This is a genomic window from Sinomonas gamaensis (assembly GCF_005876955.1).
Taxonomy (GTDB): domain Bacteria; phylum Actinomycetota; class Actinomycetes; order Actinomycetales; family Micrococcaceae; genus Sinomonas; species Sinomonas gamaensis.
Genome location: NZ_SSCL01000009.1, coordinates 31,428 through 58,277 on the forward strand (window position 1 = coordinate 31,428; position 26,850 = coordinate 58,277).

The following is a 26,850-nucleotide window of genomic DNA, read 5'->3' on the forward strand; positions in this document are numbered from 1 at the left end:
GCTACGGCTGCGCGCGGACCTGGGCGAGCGTGAGCTCGATGGCTGAGTGGTCGAGGTCGCCGAGCCCTTGGGAGATCATCTGCTCAAATGCCTCTCTGAGGGTGAGGGACAGGGGCAGGCGCAGGCCCTTCCTTCCGGCGGTTTCGGCGGCGAAGCGCAGGTCCTTGAGCTGGTTGGCTGCGCTGCCGCCGCCGGTGAAGTTGCGGTCCAGCCAGCGGTCGCGCTTCTGGTGGAGCACCTCGGAGTCCGCAAGCCCGCCGGCAAGCACGCGGAGGATCTGGGCCCGGTCGAGGCCGCAGGCGTCGGCAAGGACGAGGGATTCTGAGATGGCTGTGACGGTGCTCGCGACGACGACCTGGTTGCAGGCTTTGGCGATCTCGCCGGCGCCTGGGGGGCCGAAGTGGACCACGGTGGAACCGACTTCCTCCAGGACGGGCATGGCCTTCGCCACTGCCCAGTCCTGGCCGCCGACCATCACGCTTAGGGTGCCGGTCTCGGCTCCGGCCACCCCTCCGCTGAGGGGGGCGTCTACGACGCCGATGCCTTGACGGGCGAGCTCCTCGGCGAGGGCGGCGACGCCGGCCGGGGAGACGGTGCCGTGGATGACCAGGACGGGTCGATCTAGGTCCGCCTGCTTCCAGCCGGCCAGGAGTCCGTCCTCGCCGTGGAGAACGGCCATCACATCTGACAGGTCGGTCAGGACGGTCAGGGTGATGTCCGCGGCGGCGCCCGCGGGCGTGACAGCAAGGCGGGCGCCCCGGGCAGCCAGATCGTCGGCCTTGGACGGAGTGCGGTTCCAGACGGTCAAGCGGCCTTGGGAGGAGAGGAGCCTTTCGGCGATGGGCTTGCCCATCCGCCCAAGCCCCAGAAGGGAGACGCTTGGCTTGATCGGCTCGTTCACTGGATGCTCAGCCCCATCATGGTCGGCAGGACGGTGGTGAACCACGGCACCAGGGCGAGGAGGAGCACGCCGGCGAAGAGCACGCACAAGTAGGGCAGGAAGTGCCGGGTGCTGCGCTCGACGCTCTCCCGGCCGGTGGCCGCGGCGACGTAGAAGCCGATGCCGGCCGGCGGGGCGAACGAGCCGATCCCCATGGCCATGACGAGGACCATCGAGTACTGCACGGGGTTGATGCCGAACTGGACCGCGATCGGGAGCAAAAGCGGGGCGAAGATCAGCACCGCGGGCATGCCTTCGAGCAGCTGGCCCATGACGATCAGGATCACGATGCTGACCAGCATGAACAGGAAGGTCGAGCCGGACAGGCCCGCCATGGCGTCGGCGATCGCGGCCGAGACGCCCGCCGAGGCCAGCGTCTGGGCGAAGGGCGCGGCCGCGGCGATGATGAAGAGCACCATTCCCGCGGTGGTGACCGTCTCGCGCAGCGACTCCCACGAGAGGCGAAGGCGCCCGGAGCGGGAGATGCAGGCGAGGACGACGGCGTAGGCCACGGCGAGCGCGGAGACCTCGGTGGGGGTCGCGATGCCGGTGACGATCCCGGCGACGAGCCCGACCGGGAGGATCAGCGTCGGCAAGGCCAAGCCGACCGAGCGTCCCTTCTCGGCCAGGGAGGTGCGCGCGGCGCGGGCCGTGCCGCGGGCGCGGAAGAAGACCAGGATCATCACGCACAGGCCCAGCACCGCCGCGGGGACGAGGCCGGCCATGAACAGCGTCGTGGTCGAGAGGGACGTGATGGATCCGAGGATGAGCAGGACGATGCTCGGCGGCACCGTCTCGCCCATGATGGCCGAGGCCGAGAGCACGGCGACGACCTCCCCGCGGCTCACCTTGCGCTCCTCCAGCATGTCGCGCATGGTCGTCCCGACCGCCGCGACGTCGGCCACCTTGGATCCGGAGATCCCCGAGAAGACGTACATGGTGACGACCACCGCCATCAGCGCCCCGCCCCTGATGCGACCCAGTACGACGTCGACCAATTTCGCCAGGGGCGCGGTGAGGCCGGCGCGGCCCATGAGGGCCCCGACCAGGATGAAGAACGGAATGGCCAGCAGAAGGAAGGAATTGGCTCCCGACTGCATCCCGACCGGCACCGCGGAGAGGTCCGAGAGGCCGCCCCAGAGGATGTAGACCCCCGATCCGAGCATCAGGACGAAGGCAACGGGCACGCCCAGGAAGAGCACCACGAAGAGGAAGACCAGCACCGCGATCAGGAGCGCATCGGAGCTCATCGCCTGGGTGGCGCTCTGCAGCGCGAACACACCGGCTGCGAGGATGGCCACGATGCCGAGGCAGGCAAGCGCGGCGCGCCGCGGCTGGCGGGCGAGCTTTGCCAGGGCGAACCAGGCGATCAGGCCCAGCCCGAGGGCGAAGGGCAGCGAGAGGTACGACGCCGGGATGTTCAGGATCGGGGTCGACTCGTGGGATCGCTGGACGAGCACCGGCACGAACAGCGCGAGCATCCCGACGGCGATGCCGAACACCACCCAGTCCACGAAGGCGCGCTGGTACGGGCGCCAGGATGCCGGGAGGCGGTCCGAGAGGACTTGGATCGACATGTGCGCCCCGCGGGCATAGGCGATGGCTCCTCCCATGAACGCTGCGGTGTACAGCGCGATTTCGGAGACTTCCTGAGTCCAGGTAACCGAGTTGCCGGTCACGAGCCGGATCAGGACGTTGAACAGGACCACGCCGAACTCGACGGCGATGGCGCCCCCGACCACGCCCTCGAGGGTCGTGTCGAGCCACCTCGCTCCGCTCCAGGCGATCTCGACGCCGGGCTGGCGCTGCTCCTGTTCCCTGACGACGCCTGTGCTCTCGTCGACTACTGTCTTCATCTGCACGCCCATGGGGTCTGGTGCCGTCACTGGCCGTCGACGAAGTCGACGGTCTTCTTGAGGAAGTCCGCGCCGCCGACCGTGTCGGCGAAGTCCGGGTACAGGGACCGGGCGACCTTCTTGAACGCTGCCAGGCCGTCGGCGCTGACGTCGTTGACCTTCACGCCCTGGGACTGGAGCTGCTTGACCTGCTGGTCCGCCAGGTCCGCGTCGTTCTTGGTCTTGAACGTTGCAGTGTCCTCGGCCGCGCTCTGGAGGGCCTGCTGCGCCTTGGAGTCGAGGCTGCTCCACTTCTTGTCGCTGAGCGCGAGCACGAACGCGTCCATCATGTGGTTCGTCATCGAGAGGTACTTCTGCACCTCGGCGAACTTGTTGGTCGCCGGGACCTCCACCGGGTTCTCCTGGCCGCTGATCGCCCCGGTCTGCAGGCCCGTGTACACCTCCGAGAACGCCATGGGAGTCGGGCTGGCCCCCACCGCGCCGAAGAACTTGGTCCACAGGGGGTTCCCGGGAACACGGATCTTCAGTCCCTTCAGGTCATCGGGGGTCTGAATGGGCCGGACCGAGTTCGTGACCTCGCGCGGGGTCCGCGAGAGCATGGCCAGGCCCTTCGTGCCGTTCTGGGCCAGGTCGGAGAGCAGCTCCTTGCCCGGAGCCCCGTTCAGGTACTTCACCTCCTGGTCCACAGAGGAGAACAGGTAGGGCAGGCTCACCGCGTTCATCTTCTTGTCGGCGGCCGCGTAGACGGACGTGGAGAGGATCACTGCATCGAGCGAGCCACTCTGGACCCGGCTCACGGCCGCGTTCTGGTCGCCGCCGAAGCTGGTGCCGTTGGGGATGACGGTGACCTTCACCGACCCGTTGGACTTGCTCTTCACGGCGTCTGCGAAGTGCTGGGCGGCGACTCCCACCGAGGATCCGATCGGGTCTGGGATGGAGAGCTTCACCTCAACGCTGCTCGCGCTGGCGGCAGAGGCTCCCCCGGAGCAGCCGGCGAGGGCAAGGGCAGCAGCGGAGGCAGCGGCGACGGCGGCAAAAGCGCCAAGTCGTCTGGTCATGGAATGTGGTCCTTTCGTCTTTGGAAGGTTGTGCTCTGGAAACAGTGGCATCGACGAGGCCGAACGAGGGGCCCGGAGGGCGCTTCGAGTCAGACTGTGACCCGGATGAGGGCTTCGGTCTCGCGGCGCAGCTGGAGCGCCTGGGCCAGGGACTCGTCGATGACGATGTCGTCCCACTTCACGCTGGCGCCCTTCGGGACGCTGTTCCTGAGCTCGACATGGTGGGCGAGCGCGACGGGCAGGAGGCCTTCGCGGACGGACGTCTCGGCCGAGACGAGCTTGCCCCAGACTGTGTACCCGCCCTCCCCGTCGAGGAACTCGCCGGCGGCGAGGTCCTTCTTCGCGGTGGCGACGACGTCCCCGTAGAAGCCCTTCGGAGAGCCGGTGGGGATCCCGCGCAGGACCGCGTTGGCGACCGTAATGTTCAGCTCGAGGCCCACGTAGTGGTAGGGGCGGTAGAGCGCGGCGTACTGGCCGGTGGGGTCCGGGTGCCAGGGGTATTCGGTGAAGCATCCGGAGACGTACTTGTTCGTGGCCTTCACCACCACGAAGACGCCCTCCTGAGTGTTGAACGGGATCCAGTCGCCCTCGCGGGTGACGCTGGACATCACCTCGACCGAACCTTCGCGGGCTAGCACTCCCCCGACCTCCGAGGGGCGGCAGATGGTAGCGATCTCCTCGACGTTGCCCGGGGTGAAAGTCAGGCCGGAATCCGAGGGGACAAGGCCAGCCGCGTTCGCGACCGCCGCCATCTCGATCGCAGCCTTCGTCCCATCGCGGAACGAGGTGTGCATGTAGGGGTTGAGCTGGCCGGAATCGGTGAGCTCCTTGGAGAACTCCCAGTTCTCCCAGACGTTGTCTGGGTTCATCTCGTGGTAGTGCGGGAGGTACTTCGCGCCCTTCCCGGCACACACCACCTCGAAGCCCGAGGTCCGGGCCCAGTCGACGAGCTCCATGATCAGGGCCGGCTGGTCTCCGTAGGCCATGGAGTACACCACCCCAGCCTCCTCGGCCCGGCGCGCCAGGGCCGGGCCGGCGAGGGCGTCCGCCTCCACCGTGACCATGATGATGTGCTTGCCGGAGCCGATGGCCCGCAGAGCATGGTCGATGCCCACGATCGGATTGCCGGTCGCCTCGACGATCACGTCGATCTCAGCGTCGAAGAGGGCGGAGGCATCCGAGACCGCGGCGGTGGCGCGGCGGGCGAGCGCGTCCTCGAGGGTCGGCGCGATCGCCTCCGATGGCCACTCGACGAGTTCAAGCGCGCCCCGGGCACGCTTGGTGTTGATGTCCGCGATGGCGACAACGTGTACCCCGGGGATGTTGCGCGCCTGGGAGAGATACATGGTTCCGAAGCGGCCAGCGCCGATCAGGCCGATGCGGATCGGTCGGCCGGCGGCCTCGCGCTGCTCGAGGAGGGAGTGGAGGTTCATGGGTTTCTTCCTGTTGGCGGCATCAGTGGTAACGGTTACACTTTTGTACCAGCGGAAGGATCGTGACGTCAATCACCGTGACGGAGCATCTAGTCTTTCCATTACGAAGCGAGGAGGAGCCGGTGAAGAAGCCAGCCACCATCCGTGACGTCGCTCGCGAGGCGGGGGTCTCCGTGGCGGTCGTCTCAAGGGTGCTGAACGAGGGCACCGGGCCAGTGGCACCGGACACCAGGGCGAAGGTCGTCGAGGTGATCGAGCGGCTGGCCTACCATCCGCGCGCCGCGGCCCGCGAGCTGCAGCAGCGCACAAGGTCCACCATCGGCCTCCTCCTGGCCGACCTCGCCAACCCCTTCTTCGCGCGCCTCGCCGACCGCGTCGTCTGGGAGGCCAGAGCGCGCGGGGTGCACGTGGTCCTGCTCACCACCCAGGAGGACCAGCACCTCGAGGCCGAATCGATCGACACGCTCATCGAGCGGTCCGTCGCCTCCGTCATCGCCACTCCGGCCGGGGACAACCTGGAGAAGTGGAAGCGCCTAACAGACCTCGGGGTCAACGTCGTCTTCGTGGACCGCGAGATCGACGAACTGGAGGGGATCGACGTCGTCACGATCCGCAACGACGCCTCGGCCGAGACGGCCGCCAACCACCTGATCGGGCTCGGCCACACCCGGATCGGCTTCATCTCGGGCCCCGCAACGACCTCGACCGGGCGCGACCGCGTCGCCGGGTTCCGGCGCGCCATGGAAGCCGCTGGACTGGCAGTGGACGACGAGCTGATCCACCACATCCCCTTCCGCGGCGACGCCGGAGGCGACGCGATCGGCGTGCTGCTGAGCGAACCCCAACCGCCCTCGGCCATCATCGTCGGGAACACTGCCCAGGTGCGCTCTGCACTTCGGAGGATCAAGCAGTCGGAGATCCGGGTGCCTGAGGACCTGAGCCTCGTCGTCTTCGACGACAACCCCTGGACCGAACTCGTCTCCCCACCGCTGACGGTGATCCGCCAGCCCATCGACATGCTGGCCGTCCACTCGGTCGAGCTCGCCGTCGGGCGGGCCAAGGGCCTCCTCCCCGAGCAACGCCGCCGGGTCGAGGTCGACGCCGAGTTCGTCCGGCGCTCCAGCAGCGCCGCGGCCGCCCAGCGGACGCCCACACCCTGATCTCAAACCACCGTCGCCAAGGACGTCAGTGCAGCAGCGCGGGCGGAGTCCATTTGGGCCACTGGGATTCCCCCGCCTCAACGCCATGCTCATAAACAGCGACCAGCCGAAAGGGGCTGGAGGCTTTGCTGTTGTCGTAGAACCTCGTCCTGTCGGCAACTGCGCGTGCCGCTGCAACGTGGGCCCAAAGCCTGGCGTAGCGCCCTCGGATCTTGGCCCCGGGAACTCCGTGGCCGCCGCGAGAAGCCCTGTAGCCTACTCGATGGACCGTGGTCTCTTCGGGAATCAGGATCACGTGCAGGGTCACAAGATAGCCATGGGCAGCCGCCTGCTCAACAAGCTCTATCTTGCTCGGGTGGCTGAACACCGTTTCGCTGATGAATGAGGCGCCGACTGCAATCAGCTTGTTGCGCTGCTGCGCGGCTTCCCGCCCAGCGTCGTAGGCATGCTCGGATTCCGCATCTGGCCATTTTCGCGGGGCGATCACATCCGCATTGATGAAAGGCAGACCGGTGGCTGGCAGAAGGACTCGTTCGACAAGAGTCGTCTTGCCTGCTCCGTTGGCATGGCGTACTCGCGCAGGACGTGCGGCTGGAATTCGTCGGCATCAGCCATGCGGCAACGGTAGAGCAACAGTTGCGTCTGAGCAATCAGTGCGCTCCCTGTCGGCCCGGAGTCTGTTTGACTCCATCCGTTGCGGGTACGCAACCATTGCGCTACGATCGCCACTTAGGAGGAGGCAGCCTCATGGACATGCCAGATCCCGGGTCTTCAAGGCCCGCCCTGAACGGGACATGGCTTCCCTCAGGACGGCAGCACACCATTTCGCTCGGAAACCAGCGCGCCTTCCTGACGGAGGTGGGTGCCGCCCTGCGCCAGTACGAGGTGGGTGGCCGCCCGCTGCTCGACGGCTACGCCGAGCACGAGATGTGCACGGGGGCCCGCGGTCAATCGCTCATCCCATGGCCGAATCGGATCGCCGGCGGCCGCTACACGTGGCAGGGACGCACCGAGCAACTCGACCTGAGCGAGCCCGAGAAGGGCGGCGCCATCCACGGCCTCACCCGCTGGGCCAACTGGGAAGTTGAGCACAGCACGGAGAGCAGCATCAGCTTCACGCACACTCTCCATGCGTGCCAGGGTTGGCCGTGGGCGCTCGAATGCCACCTCGAGTACGCGCTCGACGCCGACGGTCTCACCGTGCGGACCACAGCCATCAACCGCAGCAGCACGCCCTGCCCCTACGGCACCGGCGCCCACCCCTACCTGAGCGTGGGCACGCCGCACGTCGACCCCGCCTTGGTGCGCGTCCCCGGTTCCGTCTATTTGCCCGTGGACGAGGAGGGCATCCCCACCGGTCGGGAGAGCGTAGAGGGCACCCAGTATGACCTCCGCGAGCTTCAGCCGCTCGGGGACCGGCACATCGACGTCACCTTCACCGATCTCGTGCGCGACGACGACGGCCGGGCCCGCGTCCACCTCGCCCGCCCCGACGGCTCGGCACAGATCGCACTATGGATCGACGAGAGCTACCCCTACTTTGAAATCTTCACCGGCGACACCCTCCCCCAGGAGGACCGCCGCCGCACAGGCCTCGGCGTGGAGCCGATGACCTGCGCCCCCAACGCCTTCAACTCGGGCGAGGGGCTCATCACGCTTGCACCCGGGGAATCACACACCGGGACGTGGGGGATTGAACCGGAACCAGCAGCCCGAGGGGAATGACCCTCATGCCCGCGAAAGCCGAAGGAGAAGTCCACATGCGCAGAGCACGTCGCGTCGTCGTCGTCACCGGATCGAGCGGGGGGATCGGCCGCGCGTCGGCGATCGCCTTCGGGAAGGAGGGCGACGCCGTCGCCCTCCTTGCGCGCGGCGAGGCCGGGCTCGCTGGGGCTGCCGCGGAGGTGGAGGCCGCGGGCGGGCGCGCGCTCACCATTTCGGTGGACGTCGCCGACGCGGAAGCGCTCGACGCCGCTGCGGAGCGCGTCGAGCGCGAGCTCGGGCCAATCGACGTGTGGGTGAACGTGGCCTTCACGTCCGTGTTCTCGAAGTTCGACGAGATCAAGCCCGACGAATTCAAGCGGGTCACCGAGGTGACCTATCTCGGGTACGTGTACGGAACGATGTCGGCGCTCAAGCGCATGCGACCCCGGAACCGCGGGACCATCGTGCAGGTCGGCTCGGCGCTCGCGTACCGCGGGATTCCGCTGCAGAGCGCGTACTGCGGGGCCAAGCACGCAATCCAGGGCTTCAACGAATCGCTCAGGACCGAGCTGCTGCACGAGAAGAGCGGGATACGCACCACCATGGTGCAGATGCCGGCCGTGAACACCCCGCAGTTCTCGTGGGTGCTCTCACGCCTGCCGAACCAGGCCCAGCCGGTCCCGCCGATCTACCAGCCCGAGATCGCGGCGAAGGGCGTGGTCCACGCCGCCGCGCATCCCGAGCGCCGCGAGTACTGGGTGGGCGGGAGCACAGCCGCCACCCTCATCGCCAACGCGATCATGCCCGGGGTCCTGGACCGCTATCTTGCGAAGACGGGCTTCAAGGCCCAGCAGACCCCGGACCGTCGTGACCCGAACCAGCCCGTGAACCTGTGGGAGCCCGCCGACGCCTCGCGCGACTTCGGGACCCACGGCATCTTCGACAACAAATCCTCCTCCCGCAGCTACCAGCTCATGGCCTCGCAGCATCACGGCGTGGTGGCCGCGGCGGCGGGTGCGGTCCTCGCAGGGGCCGCGGCCGCCGTCGGCACCCTCATGGGGCGGGCTTCGCGATGAGGCCGCTCGAGACGCTTCGGGCGGCCTACGGAGCCGCCGAACTGCTCCTTCCGGGGACGGTGGAGCGTCTGCTCGTCGGGACCACGCCGGACGCCCGCGCGCGGAAAGCCATCCGGATACTCGGCGCGCGGCACCTCCTGCAGGCCGCCGTGACAGCCCGCGGCGGGCGAACAGTGCACCACTTCGGGGGCGGTGTGGACACGCTGCACGCGCTCACGATGGTGGGGCTCGCCGCCTTCGACCCAGAACGGCGCCGGGCCGCGACTGTGAATGCCGCGATCGCGCTTGCGTTTGCGGCCGGGGAATTCCGGTGAATCAGCTGTTGAGGCCGAGGGTGAATCGGCCGTCCGCGGTGCCGAGCCCTCCCCCAGCGTTCGCGAAGGTGGCCATCGCCGAGGCGACGCTCTCGCGGGAGGCGGCCGGAATGTTCTCGATGACCTGGGCGATCGCCTTCCGGCGATGCTCCATCACGGACTCCACAAGGTCGCGTCCGGAATCGGTGACATCGAGCTGGAGGAAGCGGCGGTCGGCTGGGTCCTCCCGGCGGCTGAGCAGCCCGGCCACCACCAGGCGTTCACAGGTGCGCGTTGCGTTGGAGGGGTGCACTCCGAGCTCCCTGGCCACGGCGCCGAGGTTCTGCGGGCCTTGGAGCGCGATGAGCACGAGGACGCGGAGCTGCGGGGTAGTGACGATGTCCTCGACCTCCACCACCGACTGTGCGGCCACGTGGAGCAGCACATCTGCCGCTCGCAGGACGGCGTCGACCTGCTCACGTCGACCCCGGAAGGTACTTTTCTCCACACGCCCAGTATCGCCCCGTCCGTTGCGTCATCGCAAAGCTTGCGCAACCACAGTCGTCTTGTAGGAAAGGAGCCGCAGATGCGAAACACGCCCGACGACGTCCGGCACGGGATCGACCGGCTGCTCAGAAACGTCGAGACAGGCCGATTCGAGCGATCCCTCTCGGCGCTGACGGCCGCCGGCGCCCTGGTGACGGCCGCCGAGATCTACCTCGAACACGATAAGGCGAGCTTCGGCAATCCGTGGATGTGGGCGCCCGTGGCGCTCGGTCCCGTCGGCGCGGCCGCCGGGGTCGCGGGGGTGTTCAGCCGCCGGATGGCCAAGACCGCGCTGCCCGTGGCCAGCGCTGCGATCGTGGCCAACGGCCTCCAAGGCACGTACCTGCATCTGCGCGGCATCGCCCAGAAGCCCGGAGGGTTCTCGAACCTGCGCTACAACGTGGAGATGGGTCCGCCGCTCTTTGCTCCCCTGCTCGTGACCCTCGTCGGCGGGATGGGACTGCTCGCCGCGGTGCTGAGGAGGGAGAAGTGAGCCTTCCCCTGTCACCGCGCGATGGCGGTGAACGCTACCCCGGCTTCAGCTCGGTGGATGAGTCGGACCACTGGGACAGGGCGACGCAGGGAGCTGTCTTGGTCCGGCTGGGCCTCCCGCCGGATATCCGCTTCTTCACGGCACGGGAAGAGGCCGTGGCCAGGGCACTGTTCGATCAGCTGCTCGACCAGCACTCGGACCCCCGAGTTCCCGTGGTGAACATGGTGGACAGCCGTCTGGCCGAGGCGGAGACCGACGGATGGCGGTACGCGGACCTGCCAGAAGACGGCCAGGCCTGGCGCGAGACGCTCGCGGCCCTGGATCAGGACGCGACCGAGCGGCACGGCCAGGGCTTCCCCGAGGTGACGCTGGACCAGCAGGCGTCTCTGCTCCGGGCCGTCCAGGATCTCGGGTACGCCAAGTGGCACGGCATGACGGCGGCCAGGGTGTGGAGTCTCTGGACCCGCTATGCCTGCACGGCCTTCTACTCTCACCCCTGGGCGTGGGACGAGATTGGCTTCCCCGGTCCCGCGTACCCGCGCGGGTACAAGAATCTGGGCCTCGACCGGCTCGAGCCGTTCGAGGTGCGCGACGCGCGCCCGGCCCAAGACCCCGCAGCGAACGCGGGAGGCGACGGATGAGCGCCGTCCGCGAGCGCAACTCCTCGGCTTGGCTGCTCCCGCCACGTCCCGGGGTCGACCACGGGCTGCGGAAGGACATGCGGCGCTTCGAGGACCAGGACGAGGTGGATATTGCGATCGTGGGCTGCGGCGCCGGCGGGTCGACGATGCTGCAGCGTCTGGCCCGCGCCGGGTGGACCGCGGTCGGGTTCGACGCTGGGCCCTTCTGGGACCCTGAACGGGATTGGGTCAGCGACGAGGCCGGATCGCATCACCTCTACTGGACCGAGCCGCGGGTCATCGATGGCACAGATCCCGTCCCGCTCGGCTCGAACAACTCCGGCCGCGGGGTGGGAGGCTCGATGGTGCATTTCGCGGGCTACACGCCGCGGTTCCATCCGAGCGACTTCCACACGTTCACAGCGGACGGCGTGGGCGCCGATTGGCCCATCGGGTATTCAGATCTCCGCTCCTTCTACGAGGACATCGAGGAGGAGCTCCCGGTGGCGGGCGAGGCCTGGCCGTGGGGTGACCCGCACAAGTACACGTATCGGCCACACCCGGTGTCCGGGAACGGCGAGATCTTCCTGAGGGGCGCGTTCGCGAGCGGGATCACCGCGAAGGTCGGGCCCGTGGCCATCGCGAACGGCCGTTTCGGCAACCGGCCTCACTGCATCTACCGAGGCTTCTGCCTCCAAGGCTGCAAGGTCAACGCCAAGGCCTCCCCACTCATCACCCACATCCCGGACGCCCTCGCCCACGGCGCCGAGGTGCGGGCGGACTCCATGGTGACCCGCATCGGCTTCGACGAGCGGACCGGGAAGGCGACCGGGGTGCACTACGTTCGGGCCGGCGTCGAACGCTTCCAGCGCGCCCGGATCGTCGCCGTCGCCGGCTACTCCATCGAGACCCCGCGGCTCCTGCTGAACTCGGCCAACGCGCGCTTCCCGGAAGGGATGTGCAACGACTTCGACCAAGTGGGCCGCTACCTCATGGTCCAAGGCGCGCCGCAGACGGCCGGGCGGTTCGCCGCAGAGGTGCGGATGTACAAGGCGCCCCCGCCGGAGGTGAGCACTGAGCAGTTCTACGAGACGGACCCGTCGAAGCCATACAAGCGCGGCTTCTCGATCCAGACCGTCTCGCCGCTTCCGATCACGTGGGCCGAGCACGTCATGGCCCAAGGGCACTGGGGTGCCGAGCTGCGCCGCTACATGAGCGACTATCCCCACTGGGCCTGCCTCGGCGCCCTCTGCGAGTTCCTTCCCCTGGCGGAGAACCGCGTCTCCCTCTCCGAGGAGAAGGACCGGCACGGGCTCCCGGTGGCCAAGTTCTCGTACAGCCAATGCGAAAACGATCAGCAGCTGCTGAAGGCTGCGCAGTCCGTCATGGAGCGCATCCTCACCGCGGCCGGCGCCGAGGAGACCATGACAGTGAAGCGCTACGCCCACCTCGTGGGCGGGGCGCGCATGGCGGCGGACGAACATCACGGAGTGGTCGACTCCTCGTGCCGCAGCTTCGCGATCCCCAACCTCTACATCACCGACGGGAGCGTGCTGCCCACGCAGGGCAGCGCCAACCCGGCCCTGACCATCATGGCCCTCGCGGCCCGCACCGCAGCAATCCTCGTAAAAGGAGACTGACATGGCTTCCCAGACCGTGGCCGACTACCTGCTCTCACGCCTTCGCCAGTGCATTATTAGGGAAGGGGTCAAGACCAAGGCCCAAGAATTCCTGCCCCACAACAGTCAGGAGTGATGAGAGCACAGTGACCAGCGCAGACGAGGGCCGCAAGCCCGATTTCTTCACCCGATTCACGTCGAAGACCGCGAAGATTCTCGGCCACGCGTGGGTGTTCGCAGCGGCGGTTGCCGTCCTTGTCGCCTGGGCGCTGACCGGGCCGCTCCTCGGTTTCTCCGACACGTGGCAACTTGTGATCAACACGGGCACCACGATTGTGACCTTCCTGATGGTATTCATCATCCAAAACACCCAGAACCGCGACACCGCCGCGCTGCACCTCAAGCTCGACGCCATCATGCGCGAACTGCAGATCAGCAACGCGAAGCTGTACGAGGCGGAACAGGAAGGCGAAAAGGAGCTCGACAAGCAGCGGAAGCTCCTGGAGGAGGAAGCGTCGAAGGAACCCAGCGGCGCCTCCTCCGGGGGAGACGCCTGAAGAGGTGAGTTCTTCGCCTAGGGGTGGCCTCCGGCGCGGCGTATGATGCGGCAAGCCCCGCCGAAAGGAGCAGCCCGTGTCAGTCAAATGGCTCGAGGAGCCGGAGAAGCACGACTACCCGGCGGCCGCCGCGTATCTGGCCCTGGTCGCCAACCCGGACGAAGTCGAATCCATCGTCAAGGCCCTCAAGGACGCGCCCGTCACCCATCAGAAGGCGAAGGACATCCTGCGCGCCTCCCGGCTCGAGCTGCTCAACGAGGACAACCCCCACGTCCAGGCCGACCTCGAGAAGATCCGCCGGGGCGAGAAGCTCTCCCCGATCCTGCTGGTGCGCGGGAACCTCGCGCTCGGCTTCCCCCTCCAGATCGCGGACGGCTACCACCGCGTCTGCGCGAGCTACCACACTGACGAGAACACGGACATTCCGGTGAAGATCGCCGAGCTGCCAGCGGCCGTGGACTGAGGCTCCGCATTGTCCTTCGCGGAGCTCTCGCTCATCTGCGTCGTCGCGCTCCTCGGGCCCGCGCTCGCCGCGAGACGCTCGTGGCACCTGCCGCTCGTGCTCGGGGAGCTGCTGGCCGGCGTCGTCGTCGGGAAAACCCTGCTCAACTGCGTCGACTCCGGGAACTCGACGCTGACGTTCCTCGCGGACATCGGCTTCGCGCTCATGATGTTCGTCTCCGGCACCCACGTGCCCATCCGCGACCGGACCATCCGCGCGGCCATCGGCAAGGGCGCGCTGCGGGCGGCGCTCGTCGCGGTCGTCGCCATCGCGCTCGGCGCAGGGATCGCCCTGCTGCTCGGCTCCGCGAAGGCACCCCTGTATGCGGTGCTCATGGGTTCCTCGTCCGCGGCGCTCGTCCTGCCGATCCTCGATTCCCTCGCACTCAAAGGGCCGTCGGTCCTCGAGCTCACCGCCCAAGTAGCCCTCGCGGACGTCGCGGCCATCGTCGCGCTCCCGCTCGCCGTCGACCCCTCCCACGCCGGCCCCAAGGCTCTGGGGGCGCTCGCGGTGGCGGGGTGCGCCGTCGTCGTCTGGTGGCTCCTGAGGCACTTCGAAGCCAACGGCGCGCGGCAGCGGGTGCATCACCTCTCCGAGGAGCGGAAGTTCGCGCTCGAGCTGAGGATCCAGCTCGCGATCCTCTTCGCGCTCGCGGGGCTCGCCGTGTTCTTCAGCGTCTCGATCATGCTCGCGGGCTTCGCGTTCGGGCTCGCCGTGTCCGCGGTGGGCGAGCCGCGGCGGCTCGCGCGGCAGCTGTTCGCGCTCAACGATGGATTCCTCGGGCCGGTGTTCTTCGTATGGCTCGGGGCGTCGATCGACCTCCGCCAGCTCGCCGGCCATCCCGAGATGATCGGACTGGGCCTCCTGCTGGGGGTGGGCGCCGTCGTCGCCCATGCTGCAGCGCGGCTCGCGGGGCTGCCGCTCGCGTTCGCCACGGCCTCCGCCGCACAGCTCGGCGTGCCGGTCGCGGCGGCGACCATCGGGCGGGGCCTCGGCGTCCTGGCACCCGGCGAGGACGCCGCGCTGCTGCTGGGCGCGCTCGTCACCATCCTGACGACGACGGCGGCCGCAAGTCTTGCCGCGCGCCGGCCGCCGTCGGGGGCCGCGGTGCCCGAGACCAGCGTTTCGTGAGGTTGGGAGCATAGCCGCGGCTTCCCCGCTCCTCCGCGCCGGGTCCGGCGCGGAGGAGCGGGTTCCGCGCGGACAAGCAGCCATTGAGATCCGGGGCGGGCGCGCCCACACTGACTGCATGCGAGCCAAGATCACCGCCCAGCACCGGCCGCAGCACCACACTCCCCCTGCGCCTCCGCCCCCGCCGCCTCCCGCACCCGTCTCGCACGAGGAGCTCATCCTCGGCCTCCGCAACCACGAAGCGCCCCTCGAAGCACTCCGCTGGCCCATCACGCCGCCCGGAATGCACTACGTGCTCACGCATTTCGACGTCCCCGAGATCGACCCGGTCTCATGGCGACTCACGATCGGCGGTGCCGTCGAGCACCCGCTCACGCTCACGCTCAGCGACCTCCAGCGCAAGCCGCGGCGCACCCTGACCGTCACGCTCGAATGCGCGGGCAACGGCCGCTCGCGCTTGAACCCACGTCCCATCAGCCAGCCCTGGGACCTCGGCGCGTTCGGCACCGCGGAGTGGACCGGCACTCCCCTCGCGCCGCTGCTCGCGGAGGCGGGGCTCTTGCCCGACGCCGTCGAGCTGGTTTTCGAGGGCGAGGACCGCGGCGTGCAGGAGGGCGTGGAGCATCAGTACGCACGTAGCCTCACCGTTGCCGACGCGATGGCCGACGACGTCCTCCTCGCCTACGAGATGGACGGCCGCCCCCTGCCGCCTCAGCACGGCTTCCCCGTGCGACTCCTCGTGCCGGGCTGGTACGGCATGGCGAGCGTCAAGTGGCTCCGGTCCATCTCCGCTTCGACGGAGCCCTTCGCCGGGTACCAGCAGGCCGTTGCCTACCGCTATCAGCAGGACGCGGACGACGGCGGCACTCCCGTCTCGCGGATCAGGGTCCGTTCGCTCATGGTGCCTCCCGGGATTCCGGACTTCCTGACGCGGCGTCGGATCGTGGATGCAGGGCCGACGATGCTGCGGGGGCGAGCGTGGTCCGGCGACGGTCGTATTGCCCGGGTCGAGGTTGCCGTCGACGGGGTGTGGGCTGACGCGCATCTCGACGCTTCTGTTGGCGCCTTCGCATGGGTGGGGTGGTCGTTCCCGTGGGTGGCGACGCCGGGGGTCCATGCTCTGGCCGTGCGGGCCACGGATTCCTCGGGGGCCGTGCAGCCTCTGGAGACGCCCTGGAACCTGCGCGGGATGGGGAACAATTCCGTTCAGGTGGTCGAGGTAGAGGTGCGGTAGGGCTCAGTAAGGCTGCGCAATTCGTCCGAGAGCCCGCCGGTCAGCTCGGCGATGTCCGGAACGATGTCCGGGTCCGCCAGGACGGTCACTACCAGCTCTCCGGCGTAGGAGACCACGGCGAAGCAGACGCCCACGTTTCCTGGGGTGAGGGTGATCGGCACGATCGAAGCGATACGGTGCCCGGCAATACTGATCGACTCGGCCGGGCCCCGCATGTTGGAGAGGAACGTGTTCACGAGCCGCTGCCGGTCGATGTAGCGCTGGAAGACCCCCACGCGGGCCAACGCCCGGAAGACCACGCCAAGGGGACCGGCCGACGTTCCGCGCGCCTCCGCACCTCGTGCCGCCATTCTGCGGGCCACGGTCTGCTCCACGACGCGCTGCAGTCGAACCTCGGGATCCGGAGCGCTCGGCACTTCGACGGGGGCGACCCCGGCCGCATTGCCGAGCCGGCCCACGTCGGTCCCTCTTCCTGAGGAGATGGGCACGGACACCACGAACGGCCCGGGTGATTCGCCCCGGGAGCGAAGAACGGACGCCATCGCCCCCGCGACGGCCACAAGGATCAGGTCGTTGAGGGTGCAGCCGCGGGCGTGGGCCGCGTCGAGGATCTGTCTCAGGGGCAGGGTGACGGTCATGATGCGGCGGCGGGGACCCGTGGGCCGATTGAACGACGTCGGCGTGGCGCGCAGGCGGTGGCGTGATGAGAGCCCGAGCTCACGCAGACCGCGGAGGCCGCGGGCCAGTGCTGTCGGCGCGTGACGCAACGCGGCCACGCGGTGTAGCCAGGCCTCTCTGCCGAGCTCGCCTGGGCGAGGCAGTGGCTGCGGGAAGCGGTCGTGCTCAGGCTCCCGGCCGCCATCGCCCAGCGCGGCAAGGACGGCGAGCCCGTTCAAGCCATCCGCCATCGCATGATGCAGCACGAAGACCAGCGAGGGCGGCCCGCCGGACGCATCCCGAATCCACCGAGCGGTCCAGGGCGGCCGGTCGGCAGGGAGACGCGTACAGGCCAGGCTGGCGGCGACGCGAAGGACTCCCTCGCGGCCGTCGGCGACGACCTCTTCAGAGAAGTGACGCGCCACGCTGAAGTCCGGGTCGTCTGCCCAGATCGGTCGCCCGCACCCCCGCGGCGTCTTGAGGAGGCGACGACGCAGGCGCGGCACCCGCCGGATCCGCTGGGCCAGGGCGGCCGAGATCTCAGCGAAGTCGGGGGCCGCGGCACCGTCTTCAGCGAACTCGAGGATCGCCGCCATGTGCATCGGAACCGGGCCGCGGTCCGAGGCCATCACGGTCAGGTCGTTGGGCGTGACGCGATCGATGCTGGGCCGCATGCTTCAGCTTGAGGCGCCCGGGCCTTCCACCCAAGTGCCGAACGGCCCGTTTCGTCTCGGGTTATCCACAACGCGCACCGCGCGGACGCCCACCTCCGGCATTGCCGCATGTTCGACATATCGGAATCAAACGTCGGCGGGGACTCGATGAAAAACGACCACCCCGCCTAGCCAGGCGGCAGAACCCAGGGGTTCTTATCGGCGGGGTGGAACCTTTGCAGGCCCCACGATACCTGACCGGATCAGCGCCAAGGAGTAACACGTAGGCGTAGCCTGCCCGATGGCATCGTTCGAGTTCGACCACATGGCGCCGTCGTGCTTGACCTCGAATCAGTCACGCAATTCTTCCTCTCTTCGTCGCCCCTTCGGTCGCGGCCCCGTTCCTAACGTTCTTGTGACAAAAGCTGTCACTACTTGACGCTGGTGTTACTGGAGTGAATCGTGGGACTGTGACACGCCTTCTGCGCCCCGCGGTTCTTGCCTCCGCGCTGCTCGTCAGCGCCCTCTCCCTCTCCGCATGCGGCAATAACGCCACCGGCCAGACGAGCGCGAGCCCGAGCACGTCGAGCCCGACGACGTCCGCGTCGGCGTCCGCTTCGTCCTCACCGAGCGCGTCGGCGCCTTCGAGCACGACGGCGGCGCCCACGTCGAGCGCGAACGCTGGCGGACTTCCGGCGCGATGCGTCTCGACCCAGCTTTCGGCGTCCCTGGGTCAGGGGGCAGGCGGGGCCGCCGGCCACGTCTACGCGAAGATCGTGCTCACCAACACCGGCTCCACTCCGTGCCTCTTGAGTGGCTTCGCGGGCCTGTCCCTGACGAACGGTCCCACCGGTGACCCCATCGGCGCTCCTGCGGACCGCGATACGTCCGCGGCCGTCGTCGACATCGTGTTGAACCCGGGGCAAGCCGGAGCCGCAGACTTCGGCTACACCCAGCCCGGCCTCTACGCGGGAAGCTGCACCCAGGTCCAGGCCGCGGGCCTCCGCATCTACCCGCCGGAGGACTACGGCTCCCTCTTCATCGCCGACCCGCAGACTGCGTGCAGCGAGGCGGGCATCCACCTCCTGACCCTCAAGGCCTTCCAGCCGATGTAGCCGTTATTCTGTCGGGCGGGTGGAGGATGATGGTCCCATGACGCCCGGAAACGCTCCCGCCCCCACGGCTGGGGTGCTCGAGCGCTTCGGCGCGGCCACCCGCGAGTGGTTCCTGGGGGCGTTCCGCGAGCCCACCCCGGCTCAGGCGGGCGCCTGGGAGGCGATCTCGTCGGGTCGGCACGCCCTCGTTGTGGCCCCGACAGGCTCCGGCAAGACCCTCGCCGCTTTCCTCTGGTCCCTTGACCGCCTCATGCGGCACGAGTCAGCAGCCCCCGCCCAAGAGGCCGACGACGACGGTGCGCTGCCGGGGTTGGCCCGCCCCCGCCGTCGTGCGTCCAAGAGCAAGAACCTCACCAAGGTCCTCTATATCTCGCCGCTCAAGGCGCTCGGTGTGGACGTGGAGCGCAACCTGCGCGCCCCGCTCATCGGGATCTCCCAGACGGCGCGGCGGCTCGGTTCCCCCGTCCCAGACGTGAGCGTTGGCGTGCGCTCTGGTGACACCTCGGCGTCCGATCGGCGCGCACTGTTGAGCAGTCCCCCGGACATCCTCATCACCACGCCGGAATCCTTGTACCTCATGCTGACGTCGCAAGCACGAGAGACCCTCGCGGGCGTCGAGACGGTCATTGTGGACGAGGTGCATGCGGTCGCGGGCACGAAGCGCGGCGCCCACCTCGCCGTCTCGCTCGAACGGCTCGACGCGGTTCTGCCGAAGCCGGCGCAACGCATCGGGCTCTCGGCAACGGTAGAGCCGCGGGAGATCGTCGCGCAGTTCCTCGCGGGGCAGGCTCCCTGCGAGATCGTGGCCCCACCCGCCGCGAAGACCTGGGAGCTCACGGTGACTGTGCCTGTGGAGGACATGAGCGACCTTCAGGCCGCAGCCGCCGCCCACGACACTGGTCCGGCGACCGGCCTCCAGCCGCAGGCCTCGATCTGGCCGCATGTGGAGGAGAAGATCGTCGACCTCATCCTCGCGAACCGCTCGACGATCGTCTTCTCGAACTCACGTCGACTGGCCGAACGGCTCACCGGGCGGCTCAACGAGATCTATGGCGAGCGGCAGCTCGCGGCGTCGGTCTGGGACGAGCCGGTTCCCGAGAAGCCCGCCACGAGGACGCCCGCGGAGATGATGGCGCAAGCGGGCCAGACGGCGGGTGCGGACCCCGTGCTGGCGCGCGCACACCACGGCTCGGTGTCGAAGGAGCAGCGCGCCCAGATCGAGGACGATCTCAAGTCTGGGCGGCTGCGGTGCGTCGTTGCGACGAGCAGTCTGGAGCTCGGGATCGACATGGGACTCGTGGACCTCGTGATCCAGGTGGAGTCGCCGCCGTCGGTCGCCTCCGGGCTGCAGCGCGTGGGTCGGGCGGGGCACCAGGTCGGCGAAGTGAGCCAGGGTGTCCTGTTCCCGAAGCACCGAGCGGACCTCGTTCACACGGCAATCACCGTCGAGCGCATGCTCGCGGGTCAGATCGAGGCGCTCCGCATCCCGGCGAATCCGCTCGACATCCTGGCCCAGCAGACCGTGGCAGCGACAGCACTGGGGCCCGTTGACGTCGAGGAGTGGTTCGACGTGGTGCGCCGTTCGGCGCCGTTCGCGACCCTGCCACGCTCGGCGTTCGAGGCCACGCTCGACCTCCTGTCCGGCAAGTACCCGAGCGACGAGTTCGCCGAGCTGCGTCCTCGCATCATCTGGGACCGGGACGAGGGCACGATCGAGGGCCGGCCGGGGGCACAGAGGCTCGCTGTGACGTCGGGCGGAACGATCCCCGACCGCGGGCTGTTCGGCGTGTACATCGTGGGCACGGAAGAGGAGGGATCGGCACGGGAGGCCGCGCGCGGCGGGCGCCGCGTGGGCGAGCTCGACGAGGAGATGGTCTACGAATCGCGGGTGGGCGACGTGTTCGCGCTCGGCGCCACGAGCTGGAAGATCGAGGACATCACGCACGACCGCGTCCTCGTCTCCCCTGCGTTCGGCCAGCCGGGCAAGCTCCCCTTCTGGAAGGGCGACGGCGTGGGCAGGCCCGTTGAGCTGGGCCGCGCCCTGGGTGCGTTCCAGCGAGAGGTCTCGGGCGCGGACCGCGAGCGGGCGCTCGGCCGGATCGAGGCAGCGGGCCTCGACGCGTTTGCAGCCAGCAACCTCCTCCAGTACCTCGACGAGCAGAAGCAGGCCACGTCCGTGGTGCCGAGCGACCGGACCCTCGTGGTGGAGCGGTTCCAGGACGAGCTCGGCGACTGGCGCGTGGTGCTGCATTCCCCCTTCGGCATGCCCGTTCACGCGCCGTGGGCGCTTGCAATCGGCCAACGGCTGAGCCAGCGCTACGGCGTGGACGGCTCGGCGATGGCGGCCGACGACGGCATCGTCCTGCGCGTGCCCATGATGGAGGACGAGCCGCCGGGGGCGGAGCTGTTCGTGTTCGAGCCGGAGGAGCTCGAGGGAATCGTCACCGACGAAGTGGGCGGCTCAGCGCTCTTCGCGGCTCGCTTCCGCGAATGCGCGGCGAGGGCGCTCCTGCTCCCCCGACAGAACCCCGCGAAGCGCCAGCCCCTCTGGCAGCAGCGGCAGCGCGCGTCCCAGCTGCTCGACGTCGCGAAGAAATACCCGCAGTTCCCCATCATCCTCGAGGCCGTGCGCGAGTGCCTCCAGGACGTCTACGACCTGCCGGCCCTCAAGGACGTGGCCGCCGCAATGCAACGGCGCGAGCTCCGGCTCGTTGAGACGACTACGCCGCAGCCGTCCCCGTTCGCAAGGTCGCTCCTCTTCGGCTACGTGGCCCAGTTCCTGTACGAGGGCGATTCGCCCCTCGCCGAGCGCCGCGCCGCCGCCCTGTCCCTCGACTCGACGCTCCTCAACGAACTCCTCGGCCGCGCCGAGCTGAGCGAACTGCTCGACTCGAAAGTCATCGAGCAGACCGAACGCGAGCTGCAGCGGCTGGCTGAGGACCGCAAGCTCGCCGGGGTCGAGGGCACAGCGGACCTGTTGAGGCTTCTGGGCCCGCTGTCGGTCGCGGAAGTCGCCGAGCGCCTCCGGGAGTCCGAGGACGGAGACGCGGGCACGTATCTCGACGACTTGGTGGCCAGCAAGCGCGCCCTCGCCGTCTCGATCGCCGGAAACGAGCGCTACGCCGCGATCGAGGACGCGTCCAGGCTCCGGGACGCCCTCGGCGTCCCGCTCCCCATCGGCGTCCCGCTCGCCTTCATCGAGCCGGTCGCGGATCCACTGGGTGACCTCGTCGGCCGCTACGCCCGCACCCACGGTCCGTTCACCGCAGGCGAGGCGGCGGCGCGGCTGGGACTCGGGGTCGCCGTCGTCCATTCGACCCTCAAGCGGCTCGCCGCGGACGGCCGGGTCATCGAGGGGACGTTCCGGCCCGCGACGGGGGACGCGCCCAAGACCGGGCAGGCCGGCGAATGGTGCGACGCGGAGGTGCTGCGGAGGATCCGGCGGCGGTCGCTCGCGGCATTGCGGGCTGACGTCGAGCCCGTGGACCAGCCCACTTTCGCGCGGTTCCTCGCGGCGTGGCAGCACATCGGCGAGGAGGGGCGCGGGTCACTGCGGGGGCATGACGGCGTGCTGACCGTCGTCGACCAGCTCGCCGGGGTGCCGATCCCGGCCAGCGCCTGGGAGTCCCTGGTCCTGCGGCGGCGAGTCTCCGACTACTCGCCCTCGCTGCTCGACGAGCTCATGGCCAGCGGCGAGATCCTGTGGACCGGCGCGGGCGCGATCCCTGGGAACGACGGCTGGGTCAGCCTGCACCTCGCGGATTCCGCACCGCTGACGCTCTCGCCCGATCCAGACTTCACGCCCGACGACGCCCAGCAGCGCCTCCTCGATTTCCTCGCCGGTGGCGGAGGCTACTTCTTCCGGCAGCTTGCCGAAGCAGCCGGGGGCCCGGACTCTGTGCTGACCGACGAGGCCGCGATGCAGGCGCTCTGGGACCTCGTGTGGGCGGGCCGGGTCACCGGCGACACCTTCGCACCCGTGCGGGCAATGCTCGACGGCGGCCACACGGCCCACCGTCAGCCCTCCCGCACGCCGCGGGCCCGGACGTACGGCGGAGGCCGAGGGGCCTCTCTGCGCGGGGGTCGCCTTCCGCGCGTTGGGCGTCTTGGCGCCGTCGCCGGGCTCGGCTTCGACGCTCCCTCCACCGCGGCTCCGCCCATGGCCGCCGGCCGCTGGTCGGCGGTGCCGCAGGTCCAGCTCGACCCGACCATCAAGACCCACGCCCTCGCCGAGCTGCTCATGGACCGGTACGGCGTGCTCACCCGCGGATCGGTCATGGCTGAGGATGTGACGGGCGGATTCGGGCTGCTCTACAAGGTGCTGTCGCGGCTCGAGGAAGCCGGGAAGTGCCGCCGCGGCTACTTCGTGGAGAAGCTCGGGGCCGCACAGTTCGCCGTCCCTGCGACCGTCGACCGGCTCCGCTCCTACTCTCGGGACGACGTGTCCGAGCAGGACGGCCCCTCCCGGCCACGACGAAGCCTCGCCCTCGCCGCAACGGACCCCGCCAACCCCTACGGCGCCGCCCTCGCCTGGCCGGAGGTCGCCGACGCCGCTACAGGTCACCGCCCGGGGCGGAAGGCCGGCGCGCTCGTGGTGATGGTCGACGGCGGCCTGGCCCTCTATGTGGAGCGCGGCGGCAAGACACTGCTCGCCTTCACGGACGACCCCGAGGTGCTGGGTCCTGCGGCCGAGGCGCTCGTCGGGGTTGTCCGATCGGGCGCCGTCGACAAGCTCGTCATGGAGAAGGTCAACGGACGGGACCTGCTCGACACGCCCCTGGCCCACGCCCTCACCTCCGCGGGCGCCTACTCGACGCCACGAGGAGTGCGGATCCGTGCCTGAAGGCGATAACGTCTGGCAGGCCGCCACCCGCATGCACGCCGCCCTCGCTGGGAAGCGGCTCACGCAGTCCGACTTCCGGGTCCCCGCGTTCGCGACCCTCGACCTCACCGGCTGGACCGTCCTCGAGGTCGTGTCTCGGGGAAAGCACCTGCTGCACCGTCTGGCCGCCCCCGACGGCGAAGGCCCACTCAGCATCCACTCGCACCTCAAGATGGAGGGGAGCTGGCAGGTCTACGGGCCGGGCGAGCGATGGAGGAAACCGGCCCATACAGCGCGGGCTGTGCTCAGAGCTGAGGACGGTGTCAGCGCCGTCGGCTTCTCTCTCGGCGTGCTCGAGGTGATCCCGACCGCGGAGGAAGGCACCGTCGTCGGCCATCTCGGGCCCGATCTGCTCGGGCCGGACTGGGACCCGGCCCAAGCGGAGGCGAACCTGCGAGCGCAACCGGATCGCGCCGTCGGCCTCGCGCTCCTGGACCAGCGAAACCTCGCTGGGATCGGGAACATCTACCGGAACGAGCTGTGCTTCCTCGCGCGGGTCCACCCTGCGGCGCCGGTTTCTGCGGTGCGGGACCTCCCGGGTCTCATCGCGACCGCCAAGCGGCTGCTCGAGGCGAACAAGGGCCGCTCGCGGAACACGACCGGCGGATTCGGGCCGCGGAATGATTCGTGGGTGTACGGTCGGGCCGGGCAGCCCTGCCTGCGCTGCCACACGCGGATCCAGCACGGGACCCTCGGCGAGGACGTGCAGCGGGAGCGGGACATCTACTTCTGCCCGCGCTGCCAGCCCGCGCCGTGATGCGTCAGGCGTAGATGTCCGCGAGCCACTCGGTCCACGCCGCGGTGTTCGCCTGCCCGCGCTCGGCTCGTTCCTCCGGGGTGGCGCCGTCGAGCGAGAAATCGTGGACGGTGAGGCCCACGCGGTCGCCGAACGCGTTGCGGCCGAAGACTCGGATGAGCGCATTCTCGGTGCGCAGGCCGAGGAAATTGTCGTTGCGGAAATCGATGGTGGTCTCGATGTGGTCCGGCGCAACGACGTTGAGGGTGGGGAGGGGTAGTTCGCGCTTCTCACCCGCGATCGAGGCGTCGAGGCCGAGGTGCTTTACCAACCGCTCGAAGGCGTCGGGCTCCGCGGCCGCATCGGGGCCGCGAACCTCGCTGTAGGCGACGGCGCGTCCGTCGAAGTGCTCGAGGTACTGGCCGAGGGTGTGGAGGTAGAAGACGGTGTGCTTGGCGGCGCCGTCGTACTGCTGCTCCCAGTTGTCCGTCATCACCCCGGAGTGGACGTAGTGCAGGTAGGTGCCGTCCGGGCCTGGGGTGAGAACGTGCTCGAGCTGGTTGTACCAGCCGTCCGGCCCCTCCATGCGGGACACGAGGTGCTTGGGGTAGTCGTCGACGGTCCGGACGGCCGGCCACTGCTCAGTGGGGAACATCCAGGCGGATGTGTTTTCGGTGACGGCCTTCCAGATCTGCTCGGGCGTTGCCTTGATGAGGACGTCCTGGACGATCTCGAATTCGTGGCTCATGGCTGAATCTCCTCGTGGGGTTCCGTTTTGAGACTGGGGTGGAGCGCGACGACGAGCCGGTGCCTGCGGCCGCCGGGCGCGTGGGGTTCGTGGTACTTCGCGGCGAGGCGGGCCATCTCGCGGCCCAGCTCCTCGACGAAGGCGGCACGGGACGAGGCGGAGGCGAAGGTGATCTCCCCGTCGACCGCGAAGGTCGCCAGCTGCTGTTTCGCCGCCGTCGCGCCGCTGATCAGACGGCCGACCTCGTGGACCATTCGCGCGGCGAGTGCCAAGAGCCAGTACGCGCTGAAGCGGTCGCGGAGGCCGATGGGGTCCGGCTCCACCGCTGCGAGCGCGGCCGGCGAGATGACGTAGGCCGCCGCCGTTGCCTGCAGCACGCGCTCCATGACGTTGCCCTTGCGCCGCTCCTCGACGAGCTCCACGAGACCGTGCTCCTCAAGGGCGCGCAGGTGGTAGTTCACCTTCTGGCGGGGAAGGCCGACCTTCGCGGCGAGGCCGGCCGCCGAGGACGGTTCCGCGAGCTCGCGCAGGAGTGTGGCCCGGAGCGGATCCAGACTCACGGCGGCCGCAGCCGCGTCCTCGATGACGATGACCTCTTGCATGCCTCCAGTGTGGCTACCGACAAAGTTTTTTGTCAAGGCCAGATTTACAGTCGGTGCGCTCCTGTCCGAACGCAGAGCAACGGTCCGGCTTACTGCTCCTCGAGCGCCCGCCTCAGCTCCCGATACTGCTCAGGGGTGATCTCGCCCCGTGCCAGTCGCTCGTCCAAGATGTCCCTGGCCCGGTTTTGAGCCGCAGGCGGCGTGTCGAGGGGCATGCCCGGCGGATGCCCGGGCATCGGGGGGACAGCGGGCGGGGGTGTCCGCCTGTCCCAGTGCTGAGCGGGACCGGTGAAGAGCCGCACCGCGATGAGCACGAGCAGCGCAATCACGATCACCAGCAGGATGATGAGCCAGATTCCACCCACGCCCATGCCGCCCGAGTAGATCATCGCCAGACCTCCGTCCCATGGGCGGGCCACGACAATGCAGCCTGCCTGACCACAGAGTACGACCCAAAGTCCCTATTGAGTCTGGGAAAGCTGGGAAAGAATGGAGCAGCTGAAGGAGTCGGCGCCGGCACGGAAGAATGGCGGAGGGACACGTCATGCCGAACGCAGAGAATCAGGACGGCAGACTGCGGGTCTTCATCCTGGACGATCACGAGCTGGTCCGTCGCGGCCTGCAAGAGCTGCTCGAGGACGAGGGCTTCGAGGTCATCGGAACGTCAGGCAGCGCCGCCGAGGCCGCCCGCCGAATCCCCGCCCTCCGCCCCGACGTGTCAGTGCTGGACGTCCGGCTCCCCGACGGGACTGGCATCGAGGTGTGCCGGGACGTGCACGCCGTCGACCCGTCGCTCCCCTGTGTGATGCTCACGAGCTACGACGACGACCAGTCGCTCCGCGGTGCCGTCCTCGCGGGGGCGAGTGGCTACGTGCTCAAGGAGATCCGCGGGACCGAACTGGTGACGGCGTTGCGGAGGGCCGCCCGTGGAGAGTCGTTGTTCAACCCTGCGGTGAAGGCCAAGATCGTAGCCGGGCTGGCTCCCGCCGTACACGTCGACCCCCGTCTTGAGCTCCTGAGCCCCCAGGAGCGCCGGGTCCTCGAGCTCATCGGCGAAGGTTTGACCAACCGCGAGATCGGGACTCAGCTGTTTCTCGCGGAGAAGACGGTCAAGAACTACGTCTCGTCGCTGCTTGCGAAGCTCGGCTACGAACGGCGCACCCAGGCCGCGCTCTTCATCGCGCAGAACCGGGCACATGACAGCGGGAGCCAAGTCCCTCGATAGACCTGACTCC

General features: G+C 69.0%; 25 protein-coding genes. 15 read left to right on the top strand and 10 right to left on the bottom strand.

The window, feature by feature from the left end; all coding sequences use genetic code 11:
- Position 1: 1 nt before the first annotated feature.
- From E5679_RS12835 to E5679_RS12850, 4 genes are all read right to left on the bottom strand, one after another.
- Entirely contained in the window at positions 2–901 is a 900-nt protein-coding gene (locus tag E5679_RS12835; protein ID WP_138416464.1) for an NAD(P)-dependent oxidoreductase, read from the bottom strand.
- Positions 898–2,796 (bottom strand): TRAP transporter large permease, encoded by a 1,899-nt coding sequence (locus tag E5679_RS12840; RefSeq protein ID WP_249336112.1) that lies wholly within the window; start codon positions 2,794–2,796, stop codon positions 898–900. Before E5679_RS12840 ends, E5679_RS12835 begins: the two co-directional genes overlap by 4 nt.
- Before the next feature lie 26 nt (positions 2,797–2,822).
- Positions 2,823–3,854 carry a DctP family TRAP transporter solute-binding subunit gene (locus E5679_RS12845; protein ID WP_138416466.1) on the bottom strand — a complete coding sequence of 344 codons (1,032 nt, stop codon included), beginning with the start codon at positions 3,852–3,854 and terminating at the stop codon, positions 2,823–2,825.
- Positions 3,855–3,943: 89 nt separating this feature from the next.
- Positions 3,944–5,287, bottom strand: coding sequence for an NAD(P)H-dependent oxidoreductase (locus E5679_RS12850; RefSeq protein WP_138416468.1), 1,344 nt, complete (start codon positions 5,285–5,287; stop codon positions 3,944–3,946).
- 122 nt (positions 5,288–5,409) lie between these two features.
- On the opposite strand from E5679_RS12850, the gene E5679_RS12855 reads away from it, so the two are divergent.
- Positions 5,410–6,447: a LacI family DNA-binding transcriptional regulator gene (locus tag E5679_RS12855; RefSeq protein WP_138416470.1), complete on the top strand. Its 1,038-nt coding sequence runs from the start codon at positions 5,410–5,412 to the stop codon at positions 6,445–6,447.
- 25 nt (positions 6,448–6,472) lie between these two features.
- Here E5679_RS12855 and E5679_RS12860 read toward each other — a convergent pair whose 3' ends face one another.
- The gene (locus tag E5679_RS12860) at positions 6,473–7,045 is read right to left on the bottom strand and encodes an ATPase (protein ID WP_138416472.1); all 573 of its coding nucleotides are present in this window, start codon (positions 7,043–7,045) and stop codon (positions 6,473–6,475) included.
- 149 nt (positions 7,046–7,194) lie between these two features.
- Between E5679_RS12860 and E5679_RS12865 the strand changes: the two genes are divergently transcribed.
- From E5679_RS12865 to E5679_RS12875, 3 genes are read left to right on the top strand one after another with little or no spacing between them, the layout of a single operon-like run.
- Positions 7,195–8,172, top strand: a complete 978-nt coding sequence (locus E5679_RS12865; protein WP_212746950.1) for an aldose 1-epimerase family protein — start codon at positions 7,195–7,197, stop codon at positions 8,170–8,172.
- Positions 8,173–8,207: 35 nt separating this feature from the next.
- On the top strand, positions 8,208–9,227 hold the full coding sequence (locus tag E5679_RS12870; RefSeq protein ID WP_138416474.1) for an SDR family oxidoreductase: 1,020 nt from the start codon (positions 8,208–8,210) through the stop codon (positions 9,225–9,227).
- Positions 9,224–9,541, top strand: coding sequence for a hypothetical protein (locus E5679_RS12875; protein WP_138416476.1), 318 nt, complete (start codon positions 9,224–9,226; stop codon positions 9,539–9,541). Before E5679_RS12870 ends, E5679_RS12875 begins: the two co-directional genes overlap by 4 nt.
- A gap of 1 nt (position 9,542) precedes the next feature.
- Here the strand turns inward: E5679_RS12875 and E5679_RS12880 are convergent, their stop codons facing one another.
- Positions 9,543–10,028 (bottom strand): MarR family winged helix-turn-helix transcriptional regulator, encoded by a 486-nt coding sequence (locus E5679_RS12880; protein WP_249336113.1) that lies wholly within the window; start codon positions 10,026–10,028, stop codon positions 9,543–9,545.
- A 78-nt stretch (positions 10,029–10,106) separates the two neighbouring features.
- Here E5679_RS12880 and E5679_RS12885 point away from each other — a divergent pair, with 78 nt between their 5' ends.
- The 7 genes from E5679_RS12885 (at position 10,107) to E5679_RS12915 (ending at position 16,222) form a co-directional block, all read left to right on the top strand.
- Positions 10,107–10,559: a hypothetical protein gene (locus E5679_RS12885; protein WP_138416478.1), complete on the top strand. Its 453-nt coding sequence runs from the start codon at positions 10,107–10,109 to the stop codon at positions 10,557–10,559.
- The gene (locus tag E5679_RS12890; RefSeq protein ID WP_138416480.1) at positions 10,556–11,200 is read left to right on the top strand and encodes a gluconate 2-dehydrogenase subunit 3 family protein; all 645 of its coding nucleotides are present in this window, start codon (positions 10,556–10,558) and stop codon (positions 11,198–11,200) included. The genes E5679_RS12885 and E5679_RS12890 overlap by 4 nt, the downstream gene beginning before the upstream one ends.
- The gene (locus tag E5679_RS12895; protein WP_138416482.1) at positions 11,197–12,819 is read left to right on the top strand and encodes a GMC family oxidoreductase; all 1,623 of its coding nucleotides are present in this window, start codon (positions 11,197–11,199) and stop codon (positions 12,817–12,819) included. Before E5679_RS12890 ends, E5679_RS12895 begins: the two co-directional genes overlap by 4 nt.
- A gap of 125 nt (positions 12,820–12,944) precedes the next feature.
- A complete protein-coding gene (locus E5679_RS12900; protein WP_138416484.1) occupies positions 12,945–13,355 on the top strand; it encodes a low affinity iron permease family protein in 411 nt (136 codons plus the stop codon).
- A gap of 76 nt (positions 13,356–13,431) precedes the next feature.
- The gene (locus tag E5679_RS12905; protein ID WP_138416486.1) at positions 13,432–13,818 is read left to right on the top strand and encodes a hypothetical protein; all 387 of its coding nucleotides are present in this window, start codon (positions 13,432–13,434) and stop codon (positions 13,816–13,818) included.
- Between the two features lie 9 nt (positions 13,819–13,827).
- Complete coding sequence (locus E5679_RS12910) at positions 13,828–14,988, top strand: cation:proton antiporter (RefSeq protein ID WP_138416488.1); 1,161 nt, start codon at positions 13,828–13,830, stop codon at positions 14,986–14,988.
- A 118-nt stretch (positions 14,989–15,106) separates the two neighbouring features.
- Positions 15,107–16,222 (top strand): sulfite oxidase, encoded by a 1,116-nt coding sequence (locus tag E5679_RS12915; RefSeq protein WP_138416490.1) that lies wholly within the window; start codon positions 15,107–15,109, stop codon positions 16,220–16,222.
- On the opposite strand, the gene E5679_RS12920 is transcribed toward E5679_RS12915, so the two are convergent.
- Positions 16,195–17,553: a wax ester/triacylglycerol synthase domain-containing protein gene (locus tag E5679_RS12920; protein WP_138416492.1), complete on the bottom strand. Its 1,359-nt coding sequence runs from the start codon at positions 17,551–17,553 to the stop codon at positions 16,195–16,197. The two genes, E5679_RS12915 and E5679_RS12920, sit on opposite strands and share 28 nt — an antisense overlap.
- A gap of 449 nt (positions 17,554–18,002) precedes the next feature.
- On the opposite strand from E5679_RS12920, the gene E5679_RS12925 reads away from it, so the two are divergent.
- From E5679_RS12925 to E5679_RS12935, 3 genes are read left to right on the top strand one after another with little or no spacing between them, the layout of a single operon-like run.
- Positions 18,003–18,647: a DUF4232 domain-containing protein gene (locus E5679_RS12925; RefSeq protein ID WP_138416494.1), complete on the top strand. Its 645-nt coding sequence runs from the start codon at positions 18,003–18,005 to the stop codon at positions 18,645–18,647.
- 37 nt (positions 18,648–18,684) lie between these two features.
- Positions 18,685–23,490, top strand: a complete 4,806-nt coding sequence (locus tag E5679_RS12930; protein ID WP_138416496.1) for an ATP-dependent helicase — start codon at positions 18,685–18,687, stop codon at positions 23,488–23,490.
- Positions 23,483–24,286, top strand: coding sequence for a DNA-formamidopyrimidine glycosylase family protein (locus tag E5679_RS12935; protein WP_138416498.1), 804 nt, complete (start codon positions 23,483–23,485; stop codon positions 24,284–24,286). Before E5679_RS12930 ends, E5679_RS12935 begins: the two co-directional genes overlap by 8 nt.
- Positions 24,287–24,290: 4 nt before the next feature.
- Here E5679_RS12935 and E5679_RS12940 read toward each other — a convergent pair whose 3' ends face one another.
- The 3 genes from E5679_RS12940 to E5679_RS12950 all read right to left on the bottom strand — a co-directional run bounded on the left by E5679_RS12940 (position 24,291) and on the right by E5679_RS12950 (position 26,034).
- Positions 24,291–25,013 (bottom strand): SRPBCC family protein, encoded by a 723-nt coding sequence (locus tag E5679_RS12940; protein ID WP_138416500.1) that lies wholly within the window; start codon positions 25,011–25,013, stop codon positions 24,291–24,293.
- Positions 25,010–25,615 (bottom strand): ArsR/SmtB family transcription factor, encoded by a 606-nt coding sequence (locus tag E5679_RS12945; protein ID WP_138416502.1) that lies wholly within the window; start codon positions 25,613–25,615, stop codon positions 25,010–25,012. The genes E5679_RS12940 and E5679_RS12945 overlap by 4 nt, the downstream gene beginning before the upstream one ends.
- Before the next feature lie 89 nt (positions 25,616–25,704).
- Positions 25,705–26,034 carry an SHOCT domain-containing protein gene (locus E5679_RS12950; protein WP_249336114.1) on the bottom strand — a complete coding sequence of 110 codons (330 nt, stop codon included), beginning with the start codon at positions 26,032–26,034 and terminating at the stop codon, positions 25,705–25,707.
- Positions 26,035–26,159: 125 nt separating this feature from the next.
- Between E5679_RS12950 and E5679_RS12955 the strand changes: the two genes are divergently transcribed.
- Positions 26,160–26,840 (top strand): response regulator, encoded by a 681-nt coding sequence (locus E5679_RS12955; RefSeq protein ID WP_171042376.1) that lies wholly within the window; start codon positions 26,160–26,162, stop codon positions 26,838–26,840.
- Positions 26,841–26,850: the final 10 nt, after the last annotated feature.

Coding starts and splice junctions, on each gene's coding strand:
- E5679_RS12840 (WP_249336112.1), bottom strand. CDS start 2,796: ATGAAGACAGTAGTCGACGAGAGCACAGGCGTCGTCAGGGAACAGGAG.
- E5679_RS12845 (WP_138416466.1), bottom strand. CDS start 3,854: ATGACCAGACGACTTGGCGCTTTTGCCGCCGTCGCCGCTGCCTCCGCT.
- E5679_RS12850 (WP_138416468.1), bottom strand. CDS start 5,287: ATGAACCTCCACTCCCTCCTCGAGCAGCGCGAGGCCGCCGGCCGACCG.
- E5679_RS12865 (WP_212746950.1), top strand. CDS start 7,195: ATGGACATGCCAGATCCCGGGTCTTCAAGGCCCGCCCTGAACGGGACA.
- E5679_RS12870 (WP_138416474.1), top strand. CDS start 8,208: ATGCGCAGAGCACGTCGCGTCGTCGTCGTCACCGGATCGAGCGGGGGG.
- E5679_RS12875 (WP_138416476.1), top strand. CDS start 9,224: ATGAGGCCGCTCGAGACGCTTCGGGCGGCCTACGGAGCCGCCGAACTG.
- E5679_RS12885 (WP_138416478.1), top strand. CDS start 10,107: ATGCGAAACACGCCCGACGACGTCCGGCACGGGATCGACCGGCTGCTC.
- E5679_RS12895 (WP_138416482.1), top strand. CDS start 11,197: ATGAGCGCCGTCCGCGAGCGCAACTCCTCGGCTTGGCTGCTCCCGCCA.
- E5679_RS12915 (WP_138416490.1), top strand. CDS start 15,107: ATGCGAGCCAAGATCACCGCCCAGCACCGGCCGCAGCACCACACTCCC.
- E5679_RS12920 (WP_138416492.1), bottom strand. CDS start 17,553: ATGCGGCCCAGCATCGATCGCGTCACGCCCAACGACCTGACCGTGATG.
- E5679_RS12930 (WP_138416496.1), top strand. CDS start 18,685: ATGACGCCCGGAAACGCTCCCGCCCCCACGGCTGGGGTGCTCGAGCGC.
- E5679_RS12940 (WP_138416500.1), bottom strand. CDS start 25,013: ATGAGCCACGAATTCGAGATCGTCCAGGACGTCCTCATCAAGGCAACG.
- E5679_RS12945 (WP_138416502.1), bottom strand. CDS start 25,615: ATGCAAGAGGTCATCGTCATCGAGGACGCGGCTGCGGCCGCCGTGAGT.
- E5679_RS12955 (WP_171042376.1), top strand. CDS start 26,160: ATGCCGAACGCAGAGAATCAGGACGGCAGACTGCGGGTCTTCATCCTG.